Annotated in this window: 19 protein-coding genes; 8 read left to right on the top strand and 11 right to left on the bottom strand. The window is 63.0% G+C overall.

What is annotated here, in order from left to right:
• The gene (locus tag ACFSNN_RS28220; protein ID WP_134464995.1) at nucleotides 1–3144 is read right to left on the bottom strand and encodes an efflux RND transporter permease subunit; all 3144 of its coding nucleotides are present in this window, start codon (nucleotides 3142–3144) and stop codon (nucleotides 1–3) included.
• 20 nt (nucleotides 3145–3164) lie between these two features.
• Nucleotides 3165–4319 (bottom strand): efflux RND transporter periplasmic adaptor subunit, encoded by a 1155-nt coding sequence (locus ACFSNN_RS28215; protein ID WP_134464997.1) that lies wholly within the window; start codon nucleotides 4317–4319, stop codon nucleotides 3165–3167.
• Nucleotides 4320–4416: 97 nt separating this feature from the next.
• On the opposite strand from ACFSNN_RS28215, the gene ACFSNN_RS28210 reads away from it, so the two are divergent.
• The 8 genes from ACFSNN_RS28210 to ACFSNN_RS28175 all read left to right on the top strand — a co-directional run bounded on the left by ACFSNN_RS28210 (nucleotide 4417) and on the right by ACFSNN_RS28175 (nucleotide 13103).
• The gene (locus tag ACFSNN_RS28210; RefSeq protein ID WP_134464999.1) at nucleotides 4417–5187 is read left to right on the top strand and encodes a response regulator; all 771 of its coding nucleotides are present in this window, start codon (nucleotides 4417–4419) and stop codon (nucleotides 5185–5187) included.
• Nucleotides 5184–6311 (top strand): ATP-binding protein, encoded by a 1128-nt coding sequence (locus ACFSNN_RS28205; protein ID WP_134465001.1) that lies wholly within the window; start codon nucleotides 5184–5186, stop codon nucleotides 6309–6311. Before ACFSNN_RS28210 ends, ACFSNN_RS28205 begins: the two co-directional genes overlap by 4 nt.
• Nucleotides 6312–6494: 183 nt before the next feature.
• Nucleotides 6495–6698 (top strand): hypothetical protein, encoded by a 204-nt coding sequence (locus ACFSNN_RS28200; protein ID WP_166799376.1) that lies wholly within the window; start codon nucleotides 6495–6497, stop codon nucleotides 6696–6698.
• Nucleotides 6699–7045: 347 nt separating this feature from the next.
• Nucleotides 7046–8311, top strand: coding sequence for a TetR/AcrR family transcriptional regulator (locus tag ACFSNN_RS28195; protein ID WP_166799377.1), 1266 nt, complete (start codon nucleotides 7046–7048; stop codon nucleotides 8309–8311).
• Nucleotides 8312–8452: 141 nt separating this feature from the next.
• Nucleotides 8453–9385 (top strand): SDR family NAD(P)-dependent oxidoreductase, encoded by a 933-nt coding sequence (locus ACFSNN_RS28190; RefSeq protein WP_134465007.1) that lies wholly within the window; start codon nucleotides 8453–8455, stop codon nucleotides 9383–9385.
• Nucleotides 9378–9914: a MaoC family dehydratase gene (locus ACFSNN_RS28185; RefSeq protein ID WP_134465009.1), complete on the top strand. Its 537-nt coding sequence runs from the start codon at nucleotides 9378–9380 to the stop codon at nucleotides 9912–9914. The genes ACFSNN_RS28190 and ACFSNN_RS28185 overlap by 8 nt, the downstream gene beginning before the upstream one ends.
• Nucleotides 9915–10037: 123 nt before the next feature.
• Nucleotides 10038–11861 (top strand): acyl-CoA dehydrogenase, encoded by a 1824-nt coding sequence (locus tag ACFSNN_RS28180; protein ID WP_134465011.1) that lies wholly within the window; start codon nucleotides 10038–10040, stop codon nucleotides 11859–11861.
• 57 nt (nucleotides 11862–11918) lie between these two features.
• Nucleotides 11919–13103 (top strand): acetyl-CoA C-acyltransferase, encoded by a 1185-nt coding sequence (locus ACFSNN_RS28175; RefSeq protein ID WP_134465013.1) that lies wholly within the window; start codon nucleotides 11919–11921, stop codon nucleotides 13101–13103.
• 53 nt (nucleotides 13104–13156) lie between these two features.
• On the opposite strand, the gene ACFSNN_RS28170 is transcribed toward ACFSNN_RS28175, so the two are convergent.
• The 9 genes from ACFSNN_RS28170 to ACFSNN_RS28130 all read right to left on the bottom strand — a co-directional run bounded on the left by ACFSNN_RS28170 (nucleotide 13157) and on the right by ACFSNN_RS28130 (nucleotide 23801).
• Nucleotides 13157–13939, bottom strand: a complete 783-nt coding sequence (locus tag ACFSNN_RS28170) for an SDR family oxidoreductase (protein WP_134465015.1) — start codon at nucleotides 13937–13939, stop codon at nucleotides 13157–13159.
• A gap of 133 nt (nucleotides 13940–14072) precedes the next feature.
• On the bottom strand, nucleotides 14073–15038 hold the full coding sequence (locus ACFSNN_RS28165) for a WD40/YVTN/BNR-like repeat-containing protein (RefSeq protein WP_134465017.1): 966 nt from the start codon (nucleotides 15036–15038) through the stop codon (nucleotides 14073–14075).
• 31 nt (nucleotides 15039–15069) lie between these two features.
• Complete coding sequence (locus ACFSNN_RS28160) at nucleotides 15070–17430, bottom strand: efflux RND transporter permease subunit (RefSeq protein WP_134465019.1); 2361 nt, start codon at nucleotides 17428–17430, stop codon at nucleotides 15070–15072.
• A 43-nt stretch (nucleotides 17431–17473) separates the two neighbouring features.
• Nucleotides 17474–19303 carry a DUF1302 domain-containing protein gene (locus tag ACFSNN_RS28155; RefSeq protein WP_134465021.1) on the bottom strand — a complete coding sequence of 610 codons (1830 nt, stop codon included), beginning with the start codon at nucleotides 19301–19303 and terminating at the stop codon, nucleotides 17474–17476.
• A 75-nt stretch (nucleotides 19304–19378) separates the two neighbouring features.
• A complete protein-coding gene (locus tag ACFSNN_RS28150) occupies nucleotides 19379–20746 on the bottom strand; it encodes a DUF1329 domain-containing protein (RefSeq protein ID WP_134465023.1) in 1368 nt (455 codons plus the stop codon).
• A gap of 108 nt (nucleotides 20747–20854) precedes the next feature.
• Nucleotides 20855–21268, bottom strand: coding sequence for a RidA family protein (locus ACFSNN_RS28145; RefSeq protein ID WP_134465025.1), 414 nt, complete (start codon nucleotides 21266–21268; stop codon nucleotides 20855–20857).
• A 51-nt stretch (nucleotides 21269–21319) separates the two neighbouring features.
• Complete coding sequence (locus ACFSNN_RS28140; RefSeq protein WP_134465027.1) at nucleotides 21320–22150, bottom strand: phytanoyl-CoA dioxygenase family protein; 831 nt, start codon at nucleotides 22148–22150, stop codon at nucleotides 21320–21322.
• A 718-nt stretch (nucleotides 22151–22868) separates the two neighbouring features.
• Entirely contained in the window at nucleotides 22869–23066 is a 198-nt protein-coding gene (locus tag ACFSNN_RS28135) for a hypothetical protein (RefSeq protein WP_134465029.1), read from the bottom strand.
• Nucleotides 23067–23114: 48 nt separating this feature from the next.
• The gene (locus tag ACFSNN_RS28130; protein ID WP_134465031.1) at nucleotides 23115–23801 is read right to left on the bottom strand and encodes a hypothetical protein; all 687 of its coding nucleotides are present in this window, start codon (nucleotides 23799–23801) and stop codon (nucleotides 23115–23117) included.
• Nucleotides 23802–23895: the final 94 nt, after the last annotated feature.

Raw genomic sequence — 23895 nt, 5'->3', positions numbered from 1 at the left:
TTAACCCTCTTGTTCCCGGCGCGCGGCAGCGTCTTTCCGGCGGGACGTCCGCCATGCCTCGAAGCGCTCCTGGAAGCCCATCACGAACACGAAGAACACAGGCACGAAGAACACGGCCAACACCGTGGCGCTCACCATGCCGCCAAATACGCCTGTACCGATCGCATGCTGCGTCTCGGCACTCGCACCCGCCGCGATCATCAGCGGCACCACACCGAGGCCGAACGCCAGCGACGTCATCAGAATCGGCCGCAGCCGCAGCCGCGCCGCCTCGATGGCGGATGCGACAAGACCCTTGCCTTGCTCACGCAACTGCTTGGCGAATTCGACGATCAGGATCGCGTTCTTCGCCGACAAGCCGATCACGGTGATCATCCCGACCTTGAAGAACACGTCGTTCGGCAAGCCGCGCAGCAACACGGCGCCAATCGCGCCGATCAGCCCGAGCGGCACCACCAGCATCACCGACAGCGGAATCGACCAGCTCTCGTAGAGCGCGGCCAGCACGAGAAACACGACGACCATCGAGAGCGCCATGAGCATCGGCGCCTGTGACGCGGACTGGCGCTCCTGCAACGACTGCCCCGTCCACGCGAGCGTGAAGCCGGGAGGCAGTTGTGTGGCCAGATGCTCCATCTCGGCCATCGCCGCGCCGCTCGACTGGCCCGGTGCGGCGCTGCCCGCAATACGCACGGACGGGTAGCCCTGAAAGCGCACGAGTTGCAGTGGCGTCTCGGACCAGACGGGACGAACCACTTCGGAAAGCGGCACCATTCCGCCGCTCGCGTTGCGCACGTAGAGCTTCAGCACGTTATCGACCTGCATGCGAGCCGGGGCATCGGCCTGGATGATTACCTGCTGCATGCGTCCGGCGTTCGGGAAGTCGTTCACATAGGTCGACCCGATCGCGGCGGACAGCGCGTCGCTGATACTCGCGAACGACACGCCCAGCGCCTCGGCCTTCTGGCGGTCGATATCGAGGCGCACGCTGGTGCCCGGCGGCAGGCCGTCCGGGTAGACGCCGGTCACGATCCGGCTCTGCGCCGCGAGTTTGAGCAGCTTGACCTCGGCCGCCTTGAGCGCCGCCTCGCCCTGGTTGGCGCGGTCCTGCAGGCGCATCGTGAAACCCGAGCTGTTGCCCAGCTCGTCGATCGCGGGCGGCAACAGGCTCATCACCATACCTTCGGTGACGCCGGCCATCGCCTCTTGCGCACGCGCCGCTTCGTCGCTCGTGCTCGCGCCGTTGCGCTTGTCCCAATCCTTGAGCACGCTGAAGCTCAGCGCGGCGTTCGCGCCGGAACCGGAAAAGCCATAGCCGATGATCGAGATGTTCGACTGGATCACCGCACGTGAAGAGATGTGCTTCTCGAGAATCTTCACCACGTCGAGCGTGCGCTCGCTCGTCGCGTCGGCGGGCAGCAGGAAGCTCGTCATGAAGTAGCCCTGGTCTTCCCCAGGCAGGAAGGACGACGGCAGCTGCCTGAACGCGAACACCAGCACGCCGGCAATCGCGACGAACACCAGCATCACGCGACCCGTGCGACCAACCAGCCGGCCGACGCGCGATTCGTACCACCGCGTCAGCCGTTCGAAGCGGCGGTTGAACCAGCCAAAAAAGCCGCGCTTCTCGTGATGACCAGGCTCGACCGGCTTGAGCATCGTCGCGCATAGCGCCGGCGTCAGCGTGAGCGCGAGAAACGCCGAGAAAAGGATCGACACCGCCATCGATAGTGTGAACTGCTGATAGATCACACCGACCGAGCCGCTCGCCAGCGCCATCGGAATAAACACAGCGGTCAGCACGAGCGTAATGCCGACGATCGCGCCCGTAATCTCCTTCATCGCCTCGGACGTGGCGTCTTTCGGCGACAGGCCTTTTTCCGCCATCAACCGCTCGACGTTCTCCACCACGACGATCGCGTCGTCGACGATGATGCCGATCGCGAGCACCATGCCGAACATGGTCAGCACGTTGATCGAGAAGCCCGCGGCCAGCATCACCGTGAAAGTTCCGAGCAGCGCCACCGGCGCCACGATGGCCGGGATCAGCGTGTAGCGCACGTTCTGCAGGAACAGGTACATCACGAGAAACACCAGCACCATCGCCTCGAGCAGCGTATGGAGCACCTTCTCGATCGAGACCTTGACGAAGGGCGCTGTATCAAACGGAATTGAATAGCTCATGCCGGCGGGCATCGCCTTGCTCAATTCCGCGAGCCGCGTGCGCACGGCATCCGCAGTCTTCACCGCGTTGGCGCCCGGCGCGAGCTGCACCGCTGCGAAGGTCGCGGGTTTGCCGTTCTCGCGGTTGACGAAGGTGTAGGACTGCGAGCCAAGCTCGACACGCGCGACATCGCCCAGCACGACTTTGGCGCCGTTGCCATTGGCACGCAGCACGATGGCGGCGAACTGTGCAGGGGTCGTCAGCTGGCCTTGGGCCGTCAATGGCACCGTCACGCGCTGACCCGGCAACTCGGGCGACGCCCCGACGCTGCCCGGCGCGATCTGAACGTTCTGCTGACTGATCGCGGTCGTCAGGTCGCCCATCGAGAGGCCGTAGGTAATCAGCTTCGCCGGATCGACCCAGATGCGCATCGCCTGCTCGGAGCCGAACAACTGCACGCGGCCCACGCCGTCGATGCGGCGCAGCTCCTCGACGATGTTGCGCGCCATATAGTCGCTAAGCGCGCCTTCGCTGACACGTCCGCCGTCAGAGCGCAGACCGATGAACATCAGAAAGCCGGACGACGCCGATTCGACGATCACGCCGTTCTGGCGCACGACCGCGGGCAAGCGCGGCTCGACGGCCTTGAGCTTGTTCTGCACGTCGACCTGCGCCATCGCCGGATCCGTGCCGGGCTTGAACGTGGCGGTGATCTGCGCCGTGCCGGACGTGTCCGCGGACGATTCGAAGTAGAGCAGGTTCTTGACGCCCGACAGCTCACGCTCGATGAGACTCAGTACGCCGTCGCTCATGGTCTGCGGGGTGGCGCCCGGGTACGTCGCGGAAATAGTAACGGTCGGGGGCGCAACCGATGGGTAACGCTCGATCGGCAACTGTGGGATCGCGATCAGGCCTAACAGGATGATGAAGAGCGCAATGACCCAGGCGAACACGGGGCGCCGGATGAAGAATTCGGACATATCAGGATGCTCCTCGTAGCTCAGTGCGCGGACGCCGCCGCGGCGGCATCGGGCGACTTCCACTCGCTCGCGGCGACCTGCGCGCCGTCCGACAGGCGCTCCATCCCTTCGACCACGATCTTCTGCCCGGCATGAAGCCCGGAGCGGATGCGGTAGCGGCGGTCAGTCAGCTCGCCCAGTTCGACCGGCTTCAGATGCGCATGGCCCGTCGCATCGAGCACCCACACCTGCGGTTTGCCACCCGCGCGCACTACCCCCTGCTGCGGCACCGTCAGCGCGTTCGAGTAGCTCGCGCGCGGAATGCGGGCGCGCACGTACATGCCCGGCAGCAACTGACGTTTTGGGTTGTCGACCAGCACGCGCAGCAGCACGTCGCCGGTGCCGGCGTCGACGTTCACGCCGGAAAACAGCATGCGGCCCTTCACGTCGTAGGGCGTGTCGTCATCGCGCAGCACCTCGACGGGCAGCCCGGCGCTGGCGCTTCCCTGCCGCGCCAGCGCATCCCGCAGCGATTCGAGCGACGCCGCCGGCTGGCGCACGTCCACGTAGACCTGATCGATCTGCTGGATGCGTGCCATCGGCTGGCTGTCGCCGCTGCCGACGAGCGCGCCCTCAGTCACGAGCGCCTGATCGATGCGGCCCGCAATCGGCGCTTCCACCGTTGCGAATTTCAGGTCGAGCTGGCGGCGCGCGAGCGTGGCGCGCGCCTGCGCGACGTCGGCGGCAGCCTGGTCGCGCTGCGATACGGCGTCGTCGTAGACCTGGCGGCTGATCGCGTCCGCCTCGACCAACGGCTGGAAGCGCGCTGCCTGCACCTTCGCGCGGGCGAGCGCCGCCTCGGCCCGTTGCAGGGCCGCGGCGGCCGTGTCCGCGTCGGCCTTGAACGGCGCGGGATTGATCTCGAATAACGGCTGGCCGGCGCGCACTTCCGTGCCTTGCTCGAACAAGCGCCGCAGCACGATGCCGCTGACCTGCGGCCGGATTTCCGCGACCCGCACGGCCGCGACGCGGCCGGGCAGGTCCTCGGTCAGCTTGAGCGGCGCGGGTGCAACGGTCATCGCGGCCACGGGCAAAGCGGAAGGCGCGCTCTGTGGCCCGGATTGCCCGCAACCCGCGAGGCACGCCGCCATCAACGCGTACACGACACCGCAACGGTGCCGTCGATAATTCTTCATAGTGACTCCATCAGCTCCGGCAGCCCACCGCCGCCAGGCAACTGCGGCAGTCTCGGCCTGTTCGATGGGTATTCGCGTGCGGTAGTATGGAGATTCGATGGAGACCCCAAATGAACGCGAAGCAGTGCCCTTGACCACCTCCTCCCACCTGGCCGGCGCCGCCCGCGGCCCCGAAGCGCTTGTCCTCATTGCCGAGGACGAGTCCGAAATCGCCGATATCCTCGCTGCCTATCTGACTCGCAGCGGCCTGCGCTGCGTGCACGCCGCCGACGGCCGCCGCGCGCTGGAATTGCATCTATCGCTCAAGCCGGATCTCGTGCTGCTGGACGTGCAGATGCCGCACGTCGACGGCTGGCAGGTGCTCGCCGGGATCCGCCATCGCGGTGACACACCGGTCATCATGCTGACCGCGCTCGATCAGGACATCGACAAGCTGATGGGACTGCGCATCGGCGCCGACGACTACGTGGTCAAACCGTTCAATCCCGCGGAAGTCGTCGCGCGCACACAGGCCGTGCTGCGCCGGTCGATGGCGGGCTCACGGCGCGAGGACCAGCGCATGCTGCGCGCGGCGCCGTTCGAGATCGATCTCGACAACCATGAGGCGACGGTGGAGGTCGGCAAGGAGCGTCATGTGCTGGCGCTGACGCTGACCGAATTCAAGCTGCTGGCGCATCTCGCGCGCGCGCCGAAACGCGTGGTCGGCCGTGCCGAACTGATGGCCGCCTGCCTGCCGGAAGGGGACACGCTGGAGCGCACGGTCGACAGCCACGTCAGCAAGCTTCGCAAAAAGCTGGAGGATCTCGGTGTGACCGGCATTCCGGTCAGCGTGCGCGGCGTCGGCTACCGGCTATGGAGCACCGAATGAGGCTGGAGGGGCTGAGCCGGCAGATTGCGTTGTGGATGGCGGCAATGGCATTCGGTGCGACGCTGCTGGTCGTCCTGACGGCCTACGTGTTCTACACCCTGACCTTCATCTACTGGCCCAACCAATACGAGCAGACGAACTGGATTCCGACCGGCCCGGAATGGATGTGGCTGATCGCGACCACGCTCGTGGTGCTCGCGCTCGCCGTTTTCGTCGGGATCAACTTGGCGCGCCGTATCCTGGTGCCGCTGAACTCCGTCGCGGACAGCATCCGCCGCGTCGCGCGCGGCGATCTCGGCGCGCGTGCCGTCGCGGGTGACCGCTCGCTGCGCGAAGCGGCGCTGCTCGCCGACAACTTCAACGCGCTCGCGGATGAACTGCAGCGCGTGACCGAGGAACAGGTATTCTGGAACGCGGCAATCGCCCACGAACTGCGCACGCCCGTCACCGTCCTGCGCGGACGATTGCAGGGACTCGCCGAGGGTGTGTTTCCGGCCGATGAATCCCAGTTCCGCAGCCTGCTGACGCAGGTCGAGGGACTGACGCGGCTGATCGAGGATCTGCGCGTAATCAGCCTCGCGGAAAGCGGCCATCTGGCCATCGAGATCCGAACAACCAATCTCGCCGCTGACGTCAAGGCAGTGGTCGCGCTGTTCACGGATGCGTTGCAGGCGGCTGGGCAACATCCAGTTCTCGAGCTCGACGAGCGGCCCACGCGCTGCGACCCCGTGCGAATCCGCCAGGCACTGCTCGCCCTGCTGGAAAACGCGCGCAGACATGCCGTGCCGGGTTCGATCCGGATTCAGACGCGCGTCGACGAGGGCATGTGCCGCTTGCGCGTCGAGGACGATGGCCCGGGCATTCCCGCCGATTTCGCGCCGCACGTGTTCAAGGCCTTCCGGCGCGCGGACGAGGCACGCGCCTCAGGCGGAAACAAAGGCAGTGGGTTGGGGCTGGCCGTGGTTGCGGCCATTGCCCATGCTCATCACGGAAAGGCCACGTGCGGCGCGGCTGCCGGTGGCGGCACGGTGTTCGAGATATGCTGGCCCGATGATCTTGCGGTGGCGGGAGCACGTGATCGGAATCGTCGCGAATCCCGCCCTCCGCACGCCGCTCACGACTAAGGCCTGTCACGCGCGATCACATGGCGGAATCACATTCACTTCTTTCGATATCCATAGCAATTCTCCCTTAAGACAGCGGCTTGCGCAGGACGCTCTCATGCGGCCATCAGGGACGGCAACAGACTCGGCCGAGTGGAAGCCGGAGGAAAGACGCACCACGAGCCATTGTCGTGGCGGAAAAAAATGATCGTCAGCGAGCCTGACGCACCCATGCACTCCGCGCGTACACACCGCATAGGTCTCGGTGTTACGCAACTGATCCGCGTCAACCGGATCGGCGATGCCGACGTCGGCGCCAGCCATTTGTTGATCATGCTCCGCAAGGAAACCGCGCTACCGTCCATCTTCTCCTCCGTTCCGCCAAGCCCCGTTCCGACTGCCTTTTGACATCAATATTTACGTGTTTACGGCCTATAATTTACGTTTCATTGGCCTAATATTAGTGGCTAATTGGCCTAAATTCAAGGCGATTTGGTTGGAGGGAAAACACCTACGCGCGCAAGAAGACCGCGCCGCCTGCCAGCGTTAAGGCAGCCACGGCGATCGCATCATTGGTCGCGAAAAGGCGCGCGTCGCGGCGGTCTTCCAATGCGACCACCGTTGCCCGTGTAGCGCCCTATCCGTATCCGAGCCCGTGATCATCGCCGGCAACACGATGTTTGCGTAAGGAGACCGTCGCGCCGTGTCGCCCTTTAGGCACAATGACGCACTTACGGAATCGAAAACTTCTCAACATGCTCCCGAAAACGGCGCCCGCGCGGCAACCCAAGCAGCAACGATCGCAAATCACACAGGACCGGATTGCGCAGGCAACGATCCACCTGCTGGGCGAAATCGGCGAAGCAGGCCTGACGCATCGCGACGTCGCGAAATGCGCTCAGGTTTCGTTAGCCGCAACGACTTACCACCATGCGTCGAAGTTCGACCTCCTCGCGCACGCTTCGGCCGTTCTCCTCGAAAACTACGCGACGCGCTTTCGCGCTTTCGCGTCCCGGCAGGCTGCACGCACGTCGGACCGCCCGACCTTCGAGCAATTCCTCGTTCGTCTGTTGCGCAATGCCGCTGGACGGGATCGGCTGCGCACGATCGCCTGGTGCGAGATCATGCTCATCGCCGCTCGAAATGCCGACACGCGCGCGCTCGCGAAGGTCTGGTACGCGCGCCTGCGCGGGATCTGGACAGATATCGCCTCGCTCCTCGGCGCGAGCACCGAACCACTCCGCGTTCAGGCTGCGATCGACCAGACCATCGGCCTGCTGTTCATCATCACGTCGCTGGGACTGACTCCCGACGAGGCCGCGACCTGCTTCGCCACTGGCCTGGACAAGGTCATTGCCGAACCTGGCTCCGATACCCCCGATACCCCCGCGCCCGCGTTGGAACACGCGCCCACGAAACGCAGCAAGGGACGCGAAACCCGCCAGCAACTGCTCGATGCCGCCATCAGGCTGATGGCGGCGCGCGGCGCCGGCGCTGTCTCGGGACACTCGGTCGCCGTCGAGGCGGGCGTGGCACCAGCCCTGCCGTCCTACTATTTCAAGCCGGTCGGCACGCTGATCGACGCGGCGCGCGAACAACTCTATGAAGCCGCCAGGGCGCGCTATCGCGAAAGCGTAAATGGGATCGACCTCGCGACCGCAACCGTCGACCAGATCGTCGATCTGACCACTGCCGTGCTGGTCCGCGAAGTCACGCAATTCAGCGATCTCAACCTCGCCACCCTCGCGATCGAAGTGGAGACGGCGAGACGGCCGGCACTGAGGCCGGTCGTAGGTCGATGGTTCGGCGACCGCAGCCGCGCCTGGCATCGACTCCTGCTCGGCTTCGACACCGCGGCGCCCGCGCCCCATGGACTGCTCATGTGCAGCCTCTTCACGGGTATGCAGGTTCGCTTGCTCGCTACCGGCGCGGAGCTCGCCGCGCTGAGCGATCTGCGACTCGAGTTTCTCGGCGCGCTCGACGAAATGGGATATCAGAAGCTGTTCGCACCGCCCACGTAAAAACGGTACAAACATTCAAAAATAAATTGACTCAAATTGAATCGCCACCTAACATCAACTCCATTCTTAGCTCTTTTGGCTGCATTTCCTCGTCAATTCGGCTCTGATCTAAAACCTGTACAAATATCAAGGAGACAAGCCGTGACGATCAATCTGACCAATCGAATTGCCATCGTGACCGGCGCCGGCTCGGGCCTCGGACGGGAACATGCACTGTTGCTCGCGCGCCTGGGGGCAAAAGTCGTCGTCAACGACCTCGGCAGCGATGTGAACGGCCGCGGGGGTTCCACCACGGCAGCGCAAAGGGTGGTCGATGAGATCGTGGCCGCGGGCGGCGAGGCGATTGCAAACGGTGCGTCGGTGACCGACGCCGAAGAGGTTCAGCGCATGGTCGACGAGACGCTTGCGCGCTGGGGGCGCGTCGACATCCTCGTGAACAACGCCGGCATCCTGCGCGACAAGACCTTCAGCAAGATGACACTCGACGATTTTCGCGCGGTGATCGAAGTCCATCTGATGGGTTCGGTGAACTGCACGAAGGCAGTGTGGGATGTCATGCGTGAGCAGAGATACGGCCGCGTCGTGATGACGACGTCGTCGTCGGGCCTGTACGGGAATTTCGGGCAGTCCAACTACGGCGCGGCGAAGATGGCCTTGGTCGGCCTGATGCAAACGCTCGCGCTCGAGGGGCAGCGGTACGACATCCGTGTCAACTGCCTCGCCCCCTCGGCGGGCACTCGCATGCTGGAAGGCCTCGTGTCCCCGGACGCTTTCGATGCCCTCTCGCCCGGTTCAGTCAGTCCTGCCGTGGCCGTACTCGCCAGCGACAAGGCACCGACCCGCATGGTGCTGTGCGCCGGCGCGGGCAGCTTCGAAGCCGCGCACATCACCCTGACGCAGGGCATCCACCTCGGCACCGGTGAACAGGTGCCGCACACGCTCGCTCAGCGTCTGAACGAGGTCGCGGCGCGCAACGGCGAGTCCGTTCCCGCGTCGGGCGGTGCGCAGGTCGATATCGAACTGCTCAAGGCCGGCTTTACCGAAGCGAAGGCCGCGGAGCAGGAACATGCGTGACGCGTCCGGCACGCTTGCCGAAGCGGCTCACGGCGGCCGGTTCGGCAGCACGCCTGTTGCCGAGCATTCAGGTCACGCACCGCTGTCGCCGTCGCAGTTATCTGCCCTCGTTGGCGAGGAACTGGGCGTGTCCAGCTGGCTACGCGTCGACCAGGCTGCGATCGATGCCTTCGCCGACCTCACGCACGACAGGCAAGCCATCCATGTCGATCAGGAAGCCTCGCGGGCAGGCCCGTTTGGCGGCACGATCGCGCACGGTTTCCTGACCCTTGCGCTGCTTTCGGCGATGTCGTTCGACGTCGTTCCCACGCTCGAAGGTCAACGCGCGGCCGTCAACTACGGATTCAACAGTCTGCGCTTCGTGACTCCCGTGCGCACCGGTGAACGGATACGTGGACGCTTTACGTTGAAGCAGGTCGCGCAACGAAACCCAGGAAGCCACCAGTTGACGATAGACGTCACCGTGGAAATCGAGCACCAGCCCAAGCCCGCGCTCGTGGCCGAGTGGTTGACGCTCATCAACACCTGAAGTTTGGCGCACACTTCCAGATCTGCCGGAAACGTCTTAACGCTTAGTGATCCTGCTTTTTAACGATTCACAACGCGGAATTGGCTTCGGTCTCGACCCGCTCCTGCTCTCCCACCCCAGCCCATGACTAGCGAACTCATCCTCTCCCGCCACGATCTGGACTTCCTTCTTTTCGACTGGCTTCAGATCGAATCGCTCACCCAGCGCCCGCGCTTTGCCGGTCAGGACAGGTTCGATTACGCGTCCGTGCTGGACGTCTACGAAGTGCTCGCGGCCGATCTCTTCGCGCCTCATAACAAGAAGAACGATAGCCACGAACCCTCGTTCGATGGCGAGCGTGTGACTGTCAATCCGGAGGTCGGCAGCGCATTGCGCGCGTTTGCCGATGCCGGCCTCATCAGTGCCGCCTTTCCAGCGGAATGGGGCGGCATGAGCCTGCCGTCTACCGTGGAGCGGGCCGGCATGGCGTACCTGCTCGCCGCCAACGTCGGCACGGCAGGCTATGCATTCCTCACGATCGCCAATGCGAATCTCCTGATCGCGCACGGCGAGCGCGAGCGGGTGGCTCATTACGTCGAGGCGATGGCGGCAGGCCGCTGTTTCGGCACGATGTGCCTGTCGGAGCCGCAAGCCGGTTCGAGCCTCGCGGATATCCGCACGCGCGCGGTGCCGACCCGCGATGGCCGCTACCGCCTGTTCGGCAACAAGATGTGGATTTCCGGTGGGGATCACGACATTGCGGAGAACATCGTCCACCTCGTGCTGGCGAAAATTCCGGACGAGAATGGGCTGTTGCCCGCCGGCGTGCAGGGCATCTCACTGTTCACGGTGCCGCGCAAGCTGGTCGGCGCGGATGGGCAGACCAGCTTGCGCAACGACGTCGTGCTGGCCGGCATCAATCACAAGATGGGTTATCGCGGCACGGTGAATTGCGTCCTGAACTTCGGCGAAGGACGCTATCGCCCGGAAGGTGAAGCAGGTGCGCTCGGCGAAATCGTCGGCGAGCCGGGCAAAGGGCTCGCCTATATGTTCCACATGATGAACGAGGCACGCATCTCGGTTGGACTCGGCGCCGCGGCGCTCGGCTATACGGGTTATCTGCACGCGCTCGATTACGCGAAGACGCGCCTGCAGGGACGAGCACGCGGCGAGCGCGCCCAGACAGCGCCGCAAGTGCCCATCATTCGTCACGCCGACGTGCGGCGCATGCTGCTCGCACAGAAGGCGTACGCGTCGGGCGCGCTGGCGTTGTGCCTGTACGCCTCCCGCCTCAGCGACGATATCCATTCGGTGGAGAACGACTTCGCCCGCGACGAAGCGCAGTTGCTGCTCGATCTGCTCACGCCGGTCGTGAAGAGCTGGTCTTCCCAATGGGGCCTCACAGCCAATGACCTCGCGATCCAGGTGCACGGCGGGTACGGCTACACGCGCGAGTACAACGTCGAACAGTTCTATCGCGACAACCGGCTCAACCCGATCCACGAAGGCACGTTCGGCGTCCAGGCGCTCGACCTGCTCGGCCGGAAGACACGCATCCATAACGGCGCGGCCATGGCAGTGCTCGGCGGGAGAATCGCCGATACCGTTGCGCGCGCGCAATCGGGCGAATCGTTGCGCCATCATGCCTGCACGCTCGCAGGCGCATGGGAGCGAATCCGCACCGTGACGGATACGCTGCACGCGCTTGACGACCCGGAGCTTCAGCTTGCGAATGCGGCCGCCTATCTCGAAGCATTCGGCCATGTCGTTGTCGGCTGGCTGTGGCTCGATCAGGCAATCACCGCGAGCGCACGGGCGGGCGGGCCGAACGCGAACGACTTTCATCGCGGCAAGCTCGCCGCCTGCGATTACTTTTTCGGCTGGGAAATGCCCAAAGTGCCAGCTTGGCTCGCCGTGCTCGATCCCGTCGAAACAACGCCGCTCAATATGCCCGATCAGTGGTTCTGAACGGCGCTAACGCACACCTTTTCAGTTGCTGTTCGCCCATTCCATCAAGGACGCATCATGACCGAAGCAGTCATCGTTTCGACAGCCCGCACGCCGATCGGCAAGGCATATCGCGGCGCCTTCAACGCCACGCACTCGCCCACGCTGCTGGGCCACGCGATCCGGCATGCCGTGCTGCGTGCAGGTATCGAGCCCGATCGCATCGAGGACGCCGTGATCGGCTCGGTGCTCAACGCCGGCACCGCCGGCAGCAATATCGCCCGGCACGGCGTGCTGGCTGCCGGGCTGCCGGCTTCGGTCGGCGCGCAGACGCTTGATCGGCAATGTGCCTCGGGCCTGATGGCGATCGCTACCGCAGCCAAACAGATCACGTGCGATGGCATGCAGGTTGTCGTTGCGGGCGGCCAGGAGAATATCTCGGCCGTCCAGAACCGCTACTTCGAGTGGGTACGCGCTGAGCAGGATGCGAATGTGCTGGCCGCGCAACCGGCAGCGTATATGCCGATGCTCGAAACCGCCGAGTTCGTGTCGCGCAAGTATGGCATTTCGCGAGAAGCGCAGGACCGGTACGCGTTCGAGTCGCAACGGCGTACCGGCCAGGCTCAGGCCGAAGGCCGCTTTGCGGACGAGATCGTGCCACTCACCACCCGGATGCTGGTCACCGACAAGGTCACCGGGCAGACATCGTACCAGGAGATCACGCTCGCACGCGACGAAGGCAATCGTCCCGGCACGACGCTCGAGTCGCTGAGCGGCCTCGCCCCGGTCGCCGACGGTGGAGTCGTTACTGCTGGCAATGCGAGCCAATTGTCGGATGGCGCGAGCGCATGCGTGCTGGTGAACGGCAAACTCGCGCAACAGATCGGCCTCGCGCCGCTCGGCATTTATCGAGGAATGACTGTCGTCGGCAACGCTCCCCAGGAGATGGGCATCGGTCCCGTCTACGCAATTCCCAAGCTGCTCAAGCTGCACGGCCTGACGGTGCAGGATATCGGTCTCTGGGAGCTGAACGAAGCGTTCGCGTGCCAGGTGCTTTACTGCCGCGACAAGCTCGGCATCGATCCGGACCGGTACAACGTGAACGGGGGCAGCATCTCGATTGGCCATCCGTATGGCATGACTGGTGCCCGCCTGGTGGGCCACGCGCTGATCGAAGGCAAGCGGCGCGGCGTACGTTACGTCGTTGTGTCAATGTGCGTCGGTGGCGGCATGGGGGCGGCAGGCCTGTTCGAAGTCGCCTGAGTCGAACACTGACATGCGGGGCGCCGAAGTCCGGGCGCCCGGAACACCTTCCATTAAACGGCGGTGGCGCCGCCGTCCACGGCCAGAATCTGCCCCGTAATGTGTTTGCCGGCATCTGACGCGAACAGCGCCGCAACGCCTTTCAGGTCTTCGTCATCGCCCAGACGGCACAGCGGCGCCTCGGCCGCCAGCTCGTCAGGACCGAGGCGATCAAGCGACCCCCGCGTCATCTTCGAAGGAAAGAAACCCGGTGCAATGGCGTTGACCGTAACGCCGTGTCGGCCCCACTCAGCCGCCAGCGTGCGCGTGAAATTGACCACGGCGCCTTTGCTCGTGTTGTAGGCAATGGTCTCGATCGACCCAGGCCGGTTGCCCCGGAGGCCGTTGATCGACGCAACGTTGATGACCCTGCCGCTCCTGCGCGGAATCATCGAACGTTTGCCGATCTGCTGCGTCAACAGGAACAGGCCACGGACGTTCAGGTTCATTACCTTGTCCCACGCTTCGATCGGATAGTCTTCGGCCGGCGCACCCCAGGTGGCGCCGGCATTGTTGACGAGTATGTCGACACGATCAAGCCGCGCCAGCGTTTCGTCGGCGAGACCTTGAATCTCAGCTTCCACCGCACAGTCGGCGGCAATCCATTGCGCTTCGATGCCAAGCGATTTGAGATGCGCTTGAGCCTCGCGCAATTCGTCGCTCTTACGTGCCGACAGAACGATTCTGGCGCCCAGTTCGCCCAAGGCTTCGGCGATCTGCAGACCGAGTCCGCGCGAGCCCCCCGTGATGAGCGCTGTCTTGCCGGAAAGATCGAAGAGTGCTTTAAGTGTGCCCATTCTTTTTCCATTAGTTAGGATAACAATTTGTTCATTCAAAACCCGTCATCCTGAATGTCCAGGGTGTTGGTGTCGAGATATGCCGGCAGAACAAGTTGCGTGCCGATGTCCGGCTCGCCCGGAACGGTATTTCTTAACGAGCCGTCAGCACGCCGTCCTGCGAAAACAGCAGCGGTTTGCCGGCGCCGTCGATCAGTACTGCGGTAAGGGCGGCGCGATCCTCGCGCTGATCGACCTCGAACGACACACTGCCCTTGCGTTGATGGAACACAAGGCCATCGAGTCCGACGCCCATCAATCCGTTTCCACTCGCCACGAGATCCGTGATCGAACTTTTCGTGCCCGCGTTCAGCGCGGTCCATGTCGCGCCGCCGTCGCTGCTCTGATAAATGCTGCCCAGCAACCCGCCCACCACGACCCGCCCGTCCGGCAGCGCCACACCCGTCCACAGCGTGCCCTTGCCGCCCGTCGTCTGATAGCTCCAGGTCGCGCCGCCATCCGTGGACTTGAGCACCAGCCCCTGTTCCGACACGATGTACAGCGCGCTCTTCCCATCCGGGAAGATGTGGTACAGGTTACGGTCCGCCTTGCCACCGCCCGGCGGTTTCGGCAGCTTCGTGCGGGCCCACGTCTTGCCGCCGTCGTGGGTTGCGAGGACAAGCGACCATAGGCCCACCGCTATCCCGTCCTGCGGGCCCGTAAAAATCACCGAAAACAGCGGCTGGTCGACCGACGTGTCCATCCGCTGCTTTTCCCACGTTTCGCCGCCGTCGGCAGTCGCGAGAATCACGCCCCATTGGCCGACGGCCCAGCCGTGCCGTGCATCGGTGAAGGCAACGGCCGACAGCGTCGCCGAGACCGGCACCGCACGGGCCTGTCGCCACGATTTTCCTTCGTCATCCGAAAGAATAATCGTGCCGTGCTCGCCAACGGCGACGACCCGTGCTCCGGCGCGCGTCGCGTCCATCAACATCATGTGGGTCGGCGCTGCCCACGCATGTGCGGGTTTTGCGGACCACACAGCGACCGTTCCATCGGTTTGGGCGAACGCCATCGTGGCTACGGCAAGCGCGATGCCGGCAACAAGAGTCTTGATCATGGCTATGTCTCTGTAGTTGGGCTCGTCTGCGTCAGTGGATCAGCACGCTTGGCGAACGCGCCGGCTTGCGGCGCGGGAACCAGCGTTCGAGCACCGACGCCAGCGCAGGCAGCACCGTCATCGCCATCAGCAGGTTCACGAGGAACATGAACGCGAGCAGCTTACCCATGTCGGCCTGGAACTTTAGTGCCGAGAAGCTCCACGTCGCTACACCAACCGCCAGCGTGATCGCCGTGAAAATCGTCGCCACGCATTCGAACTCCAGCGCGCGCTCCATGGCCTTGAGAATCGGGTCGCCGTCGGCCAGGTGCATCTGCAACCGGTTATAGATGTACAGCGCGTAGTCCACGCCGATGCCCACCGCCAGCACCATCACCGGCAGCGTGGCCACCGTCAGCCCGATCTTGAGCTCCTTCATGAACCAGTAGCCAATGAAGGTCGCCACCGAAAGCGGCACGCAGCAGGCCACCATCGCGCGCCAGTCGCGGTACGTGAGGAACACGAGAACGACTATCGCCGCGTACACGTACAGCATCATCGGCAGTTCGCTCTTCTCCACTTCTTCATTGGTGGCGGCGAGCACGCCCGCGTTGCCCGCCGCAAGGCGGAGGTTGATGCCGGGGAATCGCTGCGACGCCCCGTATTGCTTCACGTCCGCGAGAATCCGGCTGATCGTCGTGGCCTTGTGGTCGGTGAGGAACAGATGCACCGCCGTCATGCTGCAGTCGGCCTTCATGAAGCCTTTGACTCGGCCCACATCCACCGACACCGCACCGTAGTTCTCGGGATCGATCGGCACGACGTTCATCTTCGGCAAGGCTTCGTTGTAGCCCTGGTTGTAGGTGCGCAGCAATGCGGAATACGACTGTGCGGACACCACGCCGGGCTCGGTGCGCATGGCGGCCGTGAAATCGTCCTCGTAGAGTCCGACCGCCGGGTTGTCGCAAGCCTTGCCGTTCGATTCGACCGCGACCGTCAGCCAGTCGAGACCCATGTCGTAGTGACTCGTGATCGACGTCGCGTCGCGATTGAAACGCGCCCCCTCGCGCAGTTCCGGCGCACCCGGCTGCAGCGTGCCGATCACGCGGTCGCGGCTCTGCCACGCGGCGAGCGCGAACACCACCAGTGCCACCGCGAGCGTCGCCTCCGCAAACTTCGGTTGCGCCACCCGCGCGAGAGGACGCAAAAACGCCGACCGCCGGGCCTGACGCTTTTGCGCGCTAGCGGCGTACGCCTGGTTGACGTTGAAGCACGACGCCGCGACCGGCAGCAGGATCAGATTGGTGACGATCTTGTAGCCCACGCCCAGCGAAGCAGTGATCGCCAGTTCGCGCACCATCGGGATCGGAATCAGCAGCAGCGTGATGAACGACACGAACGCGGTGACGAGCGCCAGCACGCCCGGGACCAGCAGGCCGCTGAAACTATGGCGCGCCGCGTCGTACGAACTATGCCCGCGCGCGATCTGCCGCACGATGAAGTTGACCTGCTGCACGCCGTGCGATACGCCGATGGAGAACACCAGGAACGGCACCAGCACCGCGAGCGGATCGAGCCCGAAGCCCAGCAGCTTCAAGGTGCCGAACTGCCAGACCAGCGACGCCAGCGAGCAGAAGATCAGCAGCACCGTCAAGCGCACCGAACGGCAGTACATGTAGACCGCGAACGCTGTGAGCAGCAGCGCAATGCCGCAGAAGCCGAGCACGCCGGTTGCGCCGTCGGCAATGTCGCCGATCTGTTTCGCGAAGCCGATGATCTGGATTTCATAGCCTGCATCTTCGAACGGCTTGCGGATCTTCGCTTCGAGCAGGTGATTGAACGCCACGTAATCGAGCATTTTGCCGGTGGCGTCGCGCTCGTTCAATTCGGCGGTGATCATCGCGCTGTCTTCGTTACGCGAGACGAGCGTGCCGATGTAGTTACCCTCCGTGGTCGCATGGCGGATCTTCGCGACGATCTCCGGCGTTAACTGGTCGGGCGTAATCGTGCCGGAGATAATCGGCTCGGCGCGAAAGCCCTCGTCGGTGATCTCATTGACGAATGCGTTCGGCGTCCACAGCGAGCGCACGCCAAGGCGGTCCACGTTCGGCAGGTACGTGACGGCCTGGGTCACCTTGTACAGCCGGGTCAATCCTTTCGGCGTCCAGATCGATCCTTTGCGCGCGCGCACGACCACGGTGATCCGATTCGCGCCGAGCAGATCGTTCCGGTATTTCTGGAACGTCCGGATGTATTCGTGGCCGATCGGCATCTGCTTCTCGAAGCCGGCGTCCATGCGCAACTGCACGGCGAAAAACGCCATCACCGCGGTGAACAGGCCGATGCTCACGAGCACGGCCAGGCGGTGAGCGAAGAACACCCTTTCCAGCGATTTGACCAGACGATTTAACACGGCACTTTCCTTCAGGTGATTCAATGGCATACGGAACCGGCCATCAGAAGTTTCGGGTAACGAACATCCCGACGAAGTTACGGTCCGAGTAGGGATTGCCCACGGTGTTGTGCCCGCCCCAAAACAGCGTGTAATTGATGCCCGCCTGCCAGACGGTTGGGTTCTGGTTGAACAGCACGTAGAGGTTCAGCGACTTCGCGCCCTGCAGGTAGTTCGCGGTAAGCGTGGGTGTGTAGCCGTAGAGTCCGCCGGCGAACGTCACGCCGGGCGTCACCTGCCAGCCATGAATCAGCGTGCCGTCATAGGTCCAGTTGAAATCGATCGTCGCGCCCACGGAACTCGACGTGCCCTGTGCCATGCCGATCGGGTAGCCGAGGCTCGAGCCGTTGTTCAGCCAGGGCAGATAGCCCGCCTGCGGCACCTGCGTAACCGCCTGGCCATCCACGGTGCGCGTGACGCCGCGCTGGCTCAGGCCAGGGTAGTAGATCCATGTGAGTTCCCAGGTCAGCGTCGCTGCATCCGCGCCGATCAGCTTAAGGAATGGATACTCGCTGCGCGTGAGCGCCAGCAGCCCGTTGATGTCGTACTGGAGCTTCTTCATGTCGGCCCATTGCTGGCAATTCACGCCGGCCACGCCGTTGGTGTTCAGATCGAGCGGGCCGCCCGGGCCATAGCAGCCCGACAGCGCCACGGCATCGTGCGGGCGGTACGAGAGCTCGGTGCCGATCGCCCAGTTGCCGATGCCGAAGTTCGCGCTCGCGCCGAAGAGCTGGCGGTTCTGCAGATAAGACCAACCCAGCGTCCCGTTGGCCATCGCCGACAGCACCGGCGACTTGTCGGTGTAATTCTCGTAATACACCGCGAAATTCGCGTCGAAGGAGCGCGGCGAGTAATTGAACTTCATGCCGAACTGCGGATGGTATTTCGACGGCGCCTGCCAGTTGACGGGCAGACCGATATCGTTAAACGGCGGACCCGCAAACGCCCCGTTGACGAGGCCGTTATTGATGCCGTTGAGAATGTTCCGGTTGCCGCTGTTCGACCCGGCGATCGTCCCCGCGCTGGGGCCGTTCACATTCAGATTGGCGGTGCTCACCGTATACGGATCCGTGCCGCGTCCCAGGCTGTTCGACAGCGACCAGAACGAGCCCACCGGCGGATAGCGGTTGCCATTCCACGAAAACTGGTAGTAATCCTCAGTACTGAATCCATGGGAAAGATCGGCGGCGAAGCTGATCATCGGCGCGGGCAGCAGCGCCTGCTTCAGTTGCGAGCCGGGAACCAGCAGCTTCTGCACGTCGAGCGAGTTGGTGGCGTTGATGCCGCCTTGCGCGTACATGCTCTCGCCCCAGTTGATCACCTGATTGCCGAGCCGCACGTGCGCGTTCCGCCCGTTGATCGTGAAATCCTTCTCGCCCCACAGGTCGAGCAGTTGCGCGTTGTAGACGACCTGCGCCGCAGCGGTGCTCGACAGCGGCGTGCGGTTCGTGTCGCCCGCGAGGAAATCGTACATGCCCGTGCCACGGATCATGAACTTGAGGCCCTCGCTGGGCATCTTGAAGAGCAACTCGCTCGTCGCGCTGATGTAGGTGCTGAAAGGCTGACCCTTGCGGTAGTTCAGGTCGCCATTGTCGCCCGCGCCCCACTGATTGGTGTTGGCTGACGCGCCGCAACCGAACGAGTTCGGGTCGCCGGTCAGCGAGCAACTGGGGTTTTTGGTGCGGATGCCCGCGCCTCCCGTGAGGTTGGTCACCCACGAACCCGTGAGATCGCCCAGCCCCGTGGTGAAATCGTAACCGTACGCGCTCGTGGCCGCCGTGCCAAACATGGCCAGCGACGCCGCAACGTATCTTCCGATACTCTTCGTTTTCATGAGTCTCCCCTGCCGTCACCCTCTATGCCGGCGCACGCCACCCACGCGCACCGGTCACCTCGTTTTCGCCGAATTTCAGCGCTCGCTCACCGACCGCAAGGATTCGGCCGTGAAGAAGTCCACCTTGAAGCGCGGGTCGCTGATCTGCTGGTACCAGTGGATGTCCTTGCCCTGGCCAATCGAGGAGGCATCGAACACGTAGCGTCCGTTGTTCAGGTCGTACTGCACGAACGGCTCGTTATCGCAGGCGCCACCGAGCTCCCACACCGGGATCGGGTAGCTCTCGCGCACCTTCCAGAGCTTGCCCTGCGCGTCGTAGTCCTCCCCGACGAGTGCAAGCCAGCTGTCCTCGTCCAGGTAGAACACCTTCTTCGACGCAGCGTGGCGCGCCGAAGGCTTGAGCGTCGCCTCCACGACCCAGACACGGTGCACCTCGTAGCGGCGATGATCGGACGAGATGCCATTGGGCGTGGCAACGTCGCGCAGCTTGTCCTTGAAGGTGTACATGCCGAAATCGTCGTACGGCACGATCATTTCCTTCTTGCCGACGAGCTTCCAGTTAAAACGGTCGATGGAGCCGTTGAACATGTTGGCCTCGTCGATCAGATACTGATTCTCGTAGCCGATCAGCGGCGCATCATGCGTATAGGCCGGCATGCGCCTCACGCGGCGTTGGCCGGGGAAGTAGTAATACGTTTCCGAGTCCTTATCGAAGTACTGGCGTTGCACGAACGCCTGTCCGGCTAACGCCGCAGGTGAGTCGACCTCGAAATAGGCGCCCAGGTTGAACTGGTCGACGTCCTGCGGCGTGATCTTGCCTTCCTTGCCAGTCGGAAAAAAGAAGACCTGTGGGCCGACGCTGTCAATCCACTCGCTGCCGCCAGGGTGTGGAGAAATGGCCGTGACACCCGGCGACCACTCCGCGCCTTCGCCCCGGTATCGCGTCTCGTAGTTGAGGATCGCCTCGGCGCCGTTCTTCGGCTGCGGGAAGGCCACGCCCGGGAACGTCGCCGTCTGGATCATCTCGCCATTCGAAGCCAGTTTCGCCGTCGTGAGATTCGCGGTCGAATTCTGCTCGGCGAGTTCCGGCAACTGGCATTCGCGGTGGGACGGATAGACGTCCATGCGGTAGCCCTTCAGTTGCTTGACGAGCTGGATCTGCCCCGGCGTCAGTTTGTCGGCGTATTTATCGACGTTCGACGCGTCGATCGTGTACAGGGCTTTCTCGCTCTTGTGCTTCCAGAAGTCGCCGCGAGTCTTGCCCCACTGCCAGCCTGCAGGAGAAGCCTGCCTGCCGGAGAACGCCGGCACGAGCCCGTCCTTGCTGGCCGCGCGCTCGGCGCCTGATGGCGTGAGGTCGTCGGCCATGGCCGCCGTTCCGATCACAAGACATACTGCGGCCGCGACGGCGGACACGGCTCTGATACTGTGCTGCTTCATCATCGTTCTCCTTCCGATTCGTCTCGCTTCGCGGCCTGCACGTCAGGCCGTGCGGAGCGCGATGTAGTCGATCGCGGCTTCGACGCCGGTCATCGCCACTCCGCCCCTGACTCAGCCCTTGCCGGACCCTGCCACCGCCACCGCCCGAACCTCGACACGCAACTCAGGAAGGGCCAACTGCGTCACCCCCACTCCCGTCCATGACGGATAGCGGCTCGGGAAATACTCATCCTTGACGGCCGTGAATGCCTCCATTTCACCGTGAAGGTCGGTGTGGAAGGTGGTTAGCTCGACCACGTCGTCCAGGCTCGCGCCCGCCGCCTCGAGAACGTATTTGAGCGATTCGAAGGCAATCCGTGTCTGCGCTTGCACGTCCGCCCCGATGTTCCCCTCGGCATCGGCCCCGACCTGCCCCGACACCCAGATCGTGTCGCCCACGCGCGTCGCCGGCGTGAAGTGATAAGCGTCATGCCACGCCTGGAACGCGGGCGGAATGATCGATTGGAGCTTGTTAGTGGCTGTCATGATGTGAGCCTCCTGGCCCGGATGATGTGATGGAAACCCGCGCGCAACGGATCAGCGCAGTGGCGTGCAATAAGCGGCCCGGAACGGCTCACCCGGCGTCAGCGATGGGTCGTTGAGTTCGCTAATGTCGTAGGGGTAGTTGCATCCCCCAGTCGGCAACGGTCGGTAGAACAGTTTGTCGCCAAAGAACCGATAGACCAGCGTGTGGCGATCCGGACAGTCAGGGGTCACGGGAGCACCACCGTGCAGAGAGCCGGAGTGGAACAGCAGGGCATCGCCGGGCTCTAGATCCCAGGAAAGGACATCCCAGGACGCCGGATCCTTCGTGCGTTCCGCCTGGATGTTCGGCAGTTGGGGCCAGTCGGTGTTCGCCCACAACGGCTTGGTGTGGTCGTTCGGGTCGTTGTAGGAGGTGCCGTTGTACTGAGTGCCGAGGTGAGAGCCTCGGACGACTTCGAGCGAATTCTTGCGAGGCAGTTTCTCAAAGCAGGTCCAGATGTTGAGCAACTGCTGCCCCTGAAACGGATAGTACGAGGTGTCCTGGTGCCACGGCGAACGCCCGGCCCTGCCTCCCTTCTTGATGAAGATTTCCTCGCCGAGAAGCCACACATGTTCGGAGCCCCAAAGCGACGCCACAAATTCATCGAGCGCCAACTCTTTGACCGTGGCGACGTGCACCTCGCGGTTGTCAAAGTTGCCGTAGTCATTGAAATGCTCGTCCGGCGTGCCTTCGAAAGCGTAGCCGTGCTGCGGGCTCGGGTGAGCGACCCCGTAATCGAAAGCCTCGCGCATCCGCTCGAGCCGCTCGGGAGAAAACAGGCCTCGGGCGACGGTGGCACCGTCACGCGCCAGATCCTGTTTCATCTGCTCAGTCACTTGCATTTGAATCACCTTTCTCTGTTGTGACAACGGTAGGGAATCGGTCTGGAGCAACGGAGGAATGTGGCGCCTGCGGAACACAACCTGCCTGTCGTTCTCACAGACCATTCCGGATGCAAACCAACCCTGAGCAATCCAGATCGCCGTCCATTTCCACCCTTCGCCAACCTTTTCCAGAATACGTACACTCGGCCTACTACTTACGTATTGATGGCCTAATAATAGCGGTGCATCGGCCTACGCTCAAGATAAAAAAATATAGGGGAAACACTGACCAGGCCTCGTTCTAATGGCGGTGCATCGAATGAAATTTGCGCACAAGCGTGGCAGCGGCTGGACACTTCGGAATTTTGTCGCGGCGGCGCGCCGAGAGAAATCGGCACCTGGGGCGGAGGCAACGAACAGGATTGTCAATACGAAGAAGATGCCGCGCTGCCGACAAGAACCGTGGTCAACGTCACGCGCGAGTCGCCAATCGTGCTGGGCGTCGCGTCACCCTGGCGAGAGCGCGCAAGGCGCAATCACTTTCCATCAGCAGAGCTGATTGACTTTACGGTTCGGCCCGGCCGCGGAAAGACGGACAAACGGCATGACGCTACAACTCCCGAACCTCAAGCGAATACCTCTCCACTGTCTCTCGCGGGACGGCGAGGTACCGGTTTTCTTCCTGGCGGAGGTAGCATAGTGCTGCCAAACGAAGCCCGGAGCGCTGTCCTGGCCGCTAATCCAGGTGAACGAACGAGGCGTGCGAGTCCATCCAGTCATACTGTTCTTTCGTTGCCGCCCATGCCCAGGTCTGGCGTTTTTTTCGCGGCCGATCATAGTCAGTGTGCTCGCCCTGTTGTTGGCGCGCACTCAACATTCCCGAGTTTCCTTCCGGCTCGAGGCAATCCGCAGCAGCCTGGTTTCCGTCGCGCATACTCAATCTCTCCTTGAAGCTACCCATATGCCTTAAGCGAAGAGGCCATTAACGATGACGCTCCAGACCAGACAGGGTATAAGCTCGATTGAGGTTCGGTTTCTTTTCCTGCGCGCGTTCCAAGGCGCAATAGGCGTAATACAACGAAACGGACAGGTACGACCAGGCAAGCAGCGCAAAAATATAGAAGGTCATGTGATCGTCGTCGCCAGGTATAGGGTAAAAATCATAGATACTCGCAATAGTCTGCGTGAATGCCAGCGCCAGGATCACACTCGCGGCATTAAGCTTCTCTCCAACGCTCAGCAACCTCTTTACAACGTATACGAGGTAAACCGAGAACAAGGACCACGTCGCCAGATAGAAGTAGGGCTTGGGTTCAACCATAAAGTCTGCTGACCACACAATGACGGTTCCCGCCAGTGCGCCCACCACATACGTGACATCGGCGGCAATCGACGGTTTGTACCGATGCGTAACAGCCATCATGCCCGCGATGGTGATGACCGGCACGCCGAAACCTCTGGAAAATGCATCGCAAAACAGCGACAAACTTAAAAAAATGTGGCCACCGGTCAGGGCGTTGATCAATAGGTTCGTCGCCGAGAACGTAGTGACCAGCCATTCGATCCCGAGGAGGTAGTTACGCTTCTTGAGAAGCTTCACGCCATAGATCAGGGAAGTCGCGATCAATGCGATATCGGCAAGACAATAAAGATAAAATTTCGATTCCATAATGAATTCCAATAGTCCTAATGAATTTGATTCGCCATTACGCTTACCCTTGCCAATATCGGTCCCCGCATCACCTCTCGACGCGGGGCGGCGC

The organism is Paraburkholderia dipogonis (genome assembly GCF_042680985.1).
Classification (GTDB): Bacteria; Pseudomonadota; Gammaproteobacteria; order Burkholderiales; family Burkholderiaceae; genus Paraburkholderia; species Paraburkholderia phytofirmans.
This window is presented reverse-complemented; position numbering and strand designations above follow the sequence as displayed.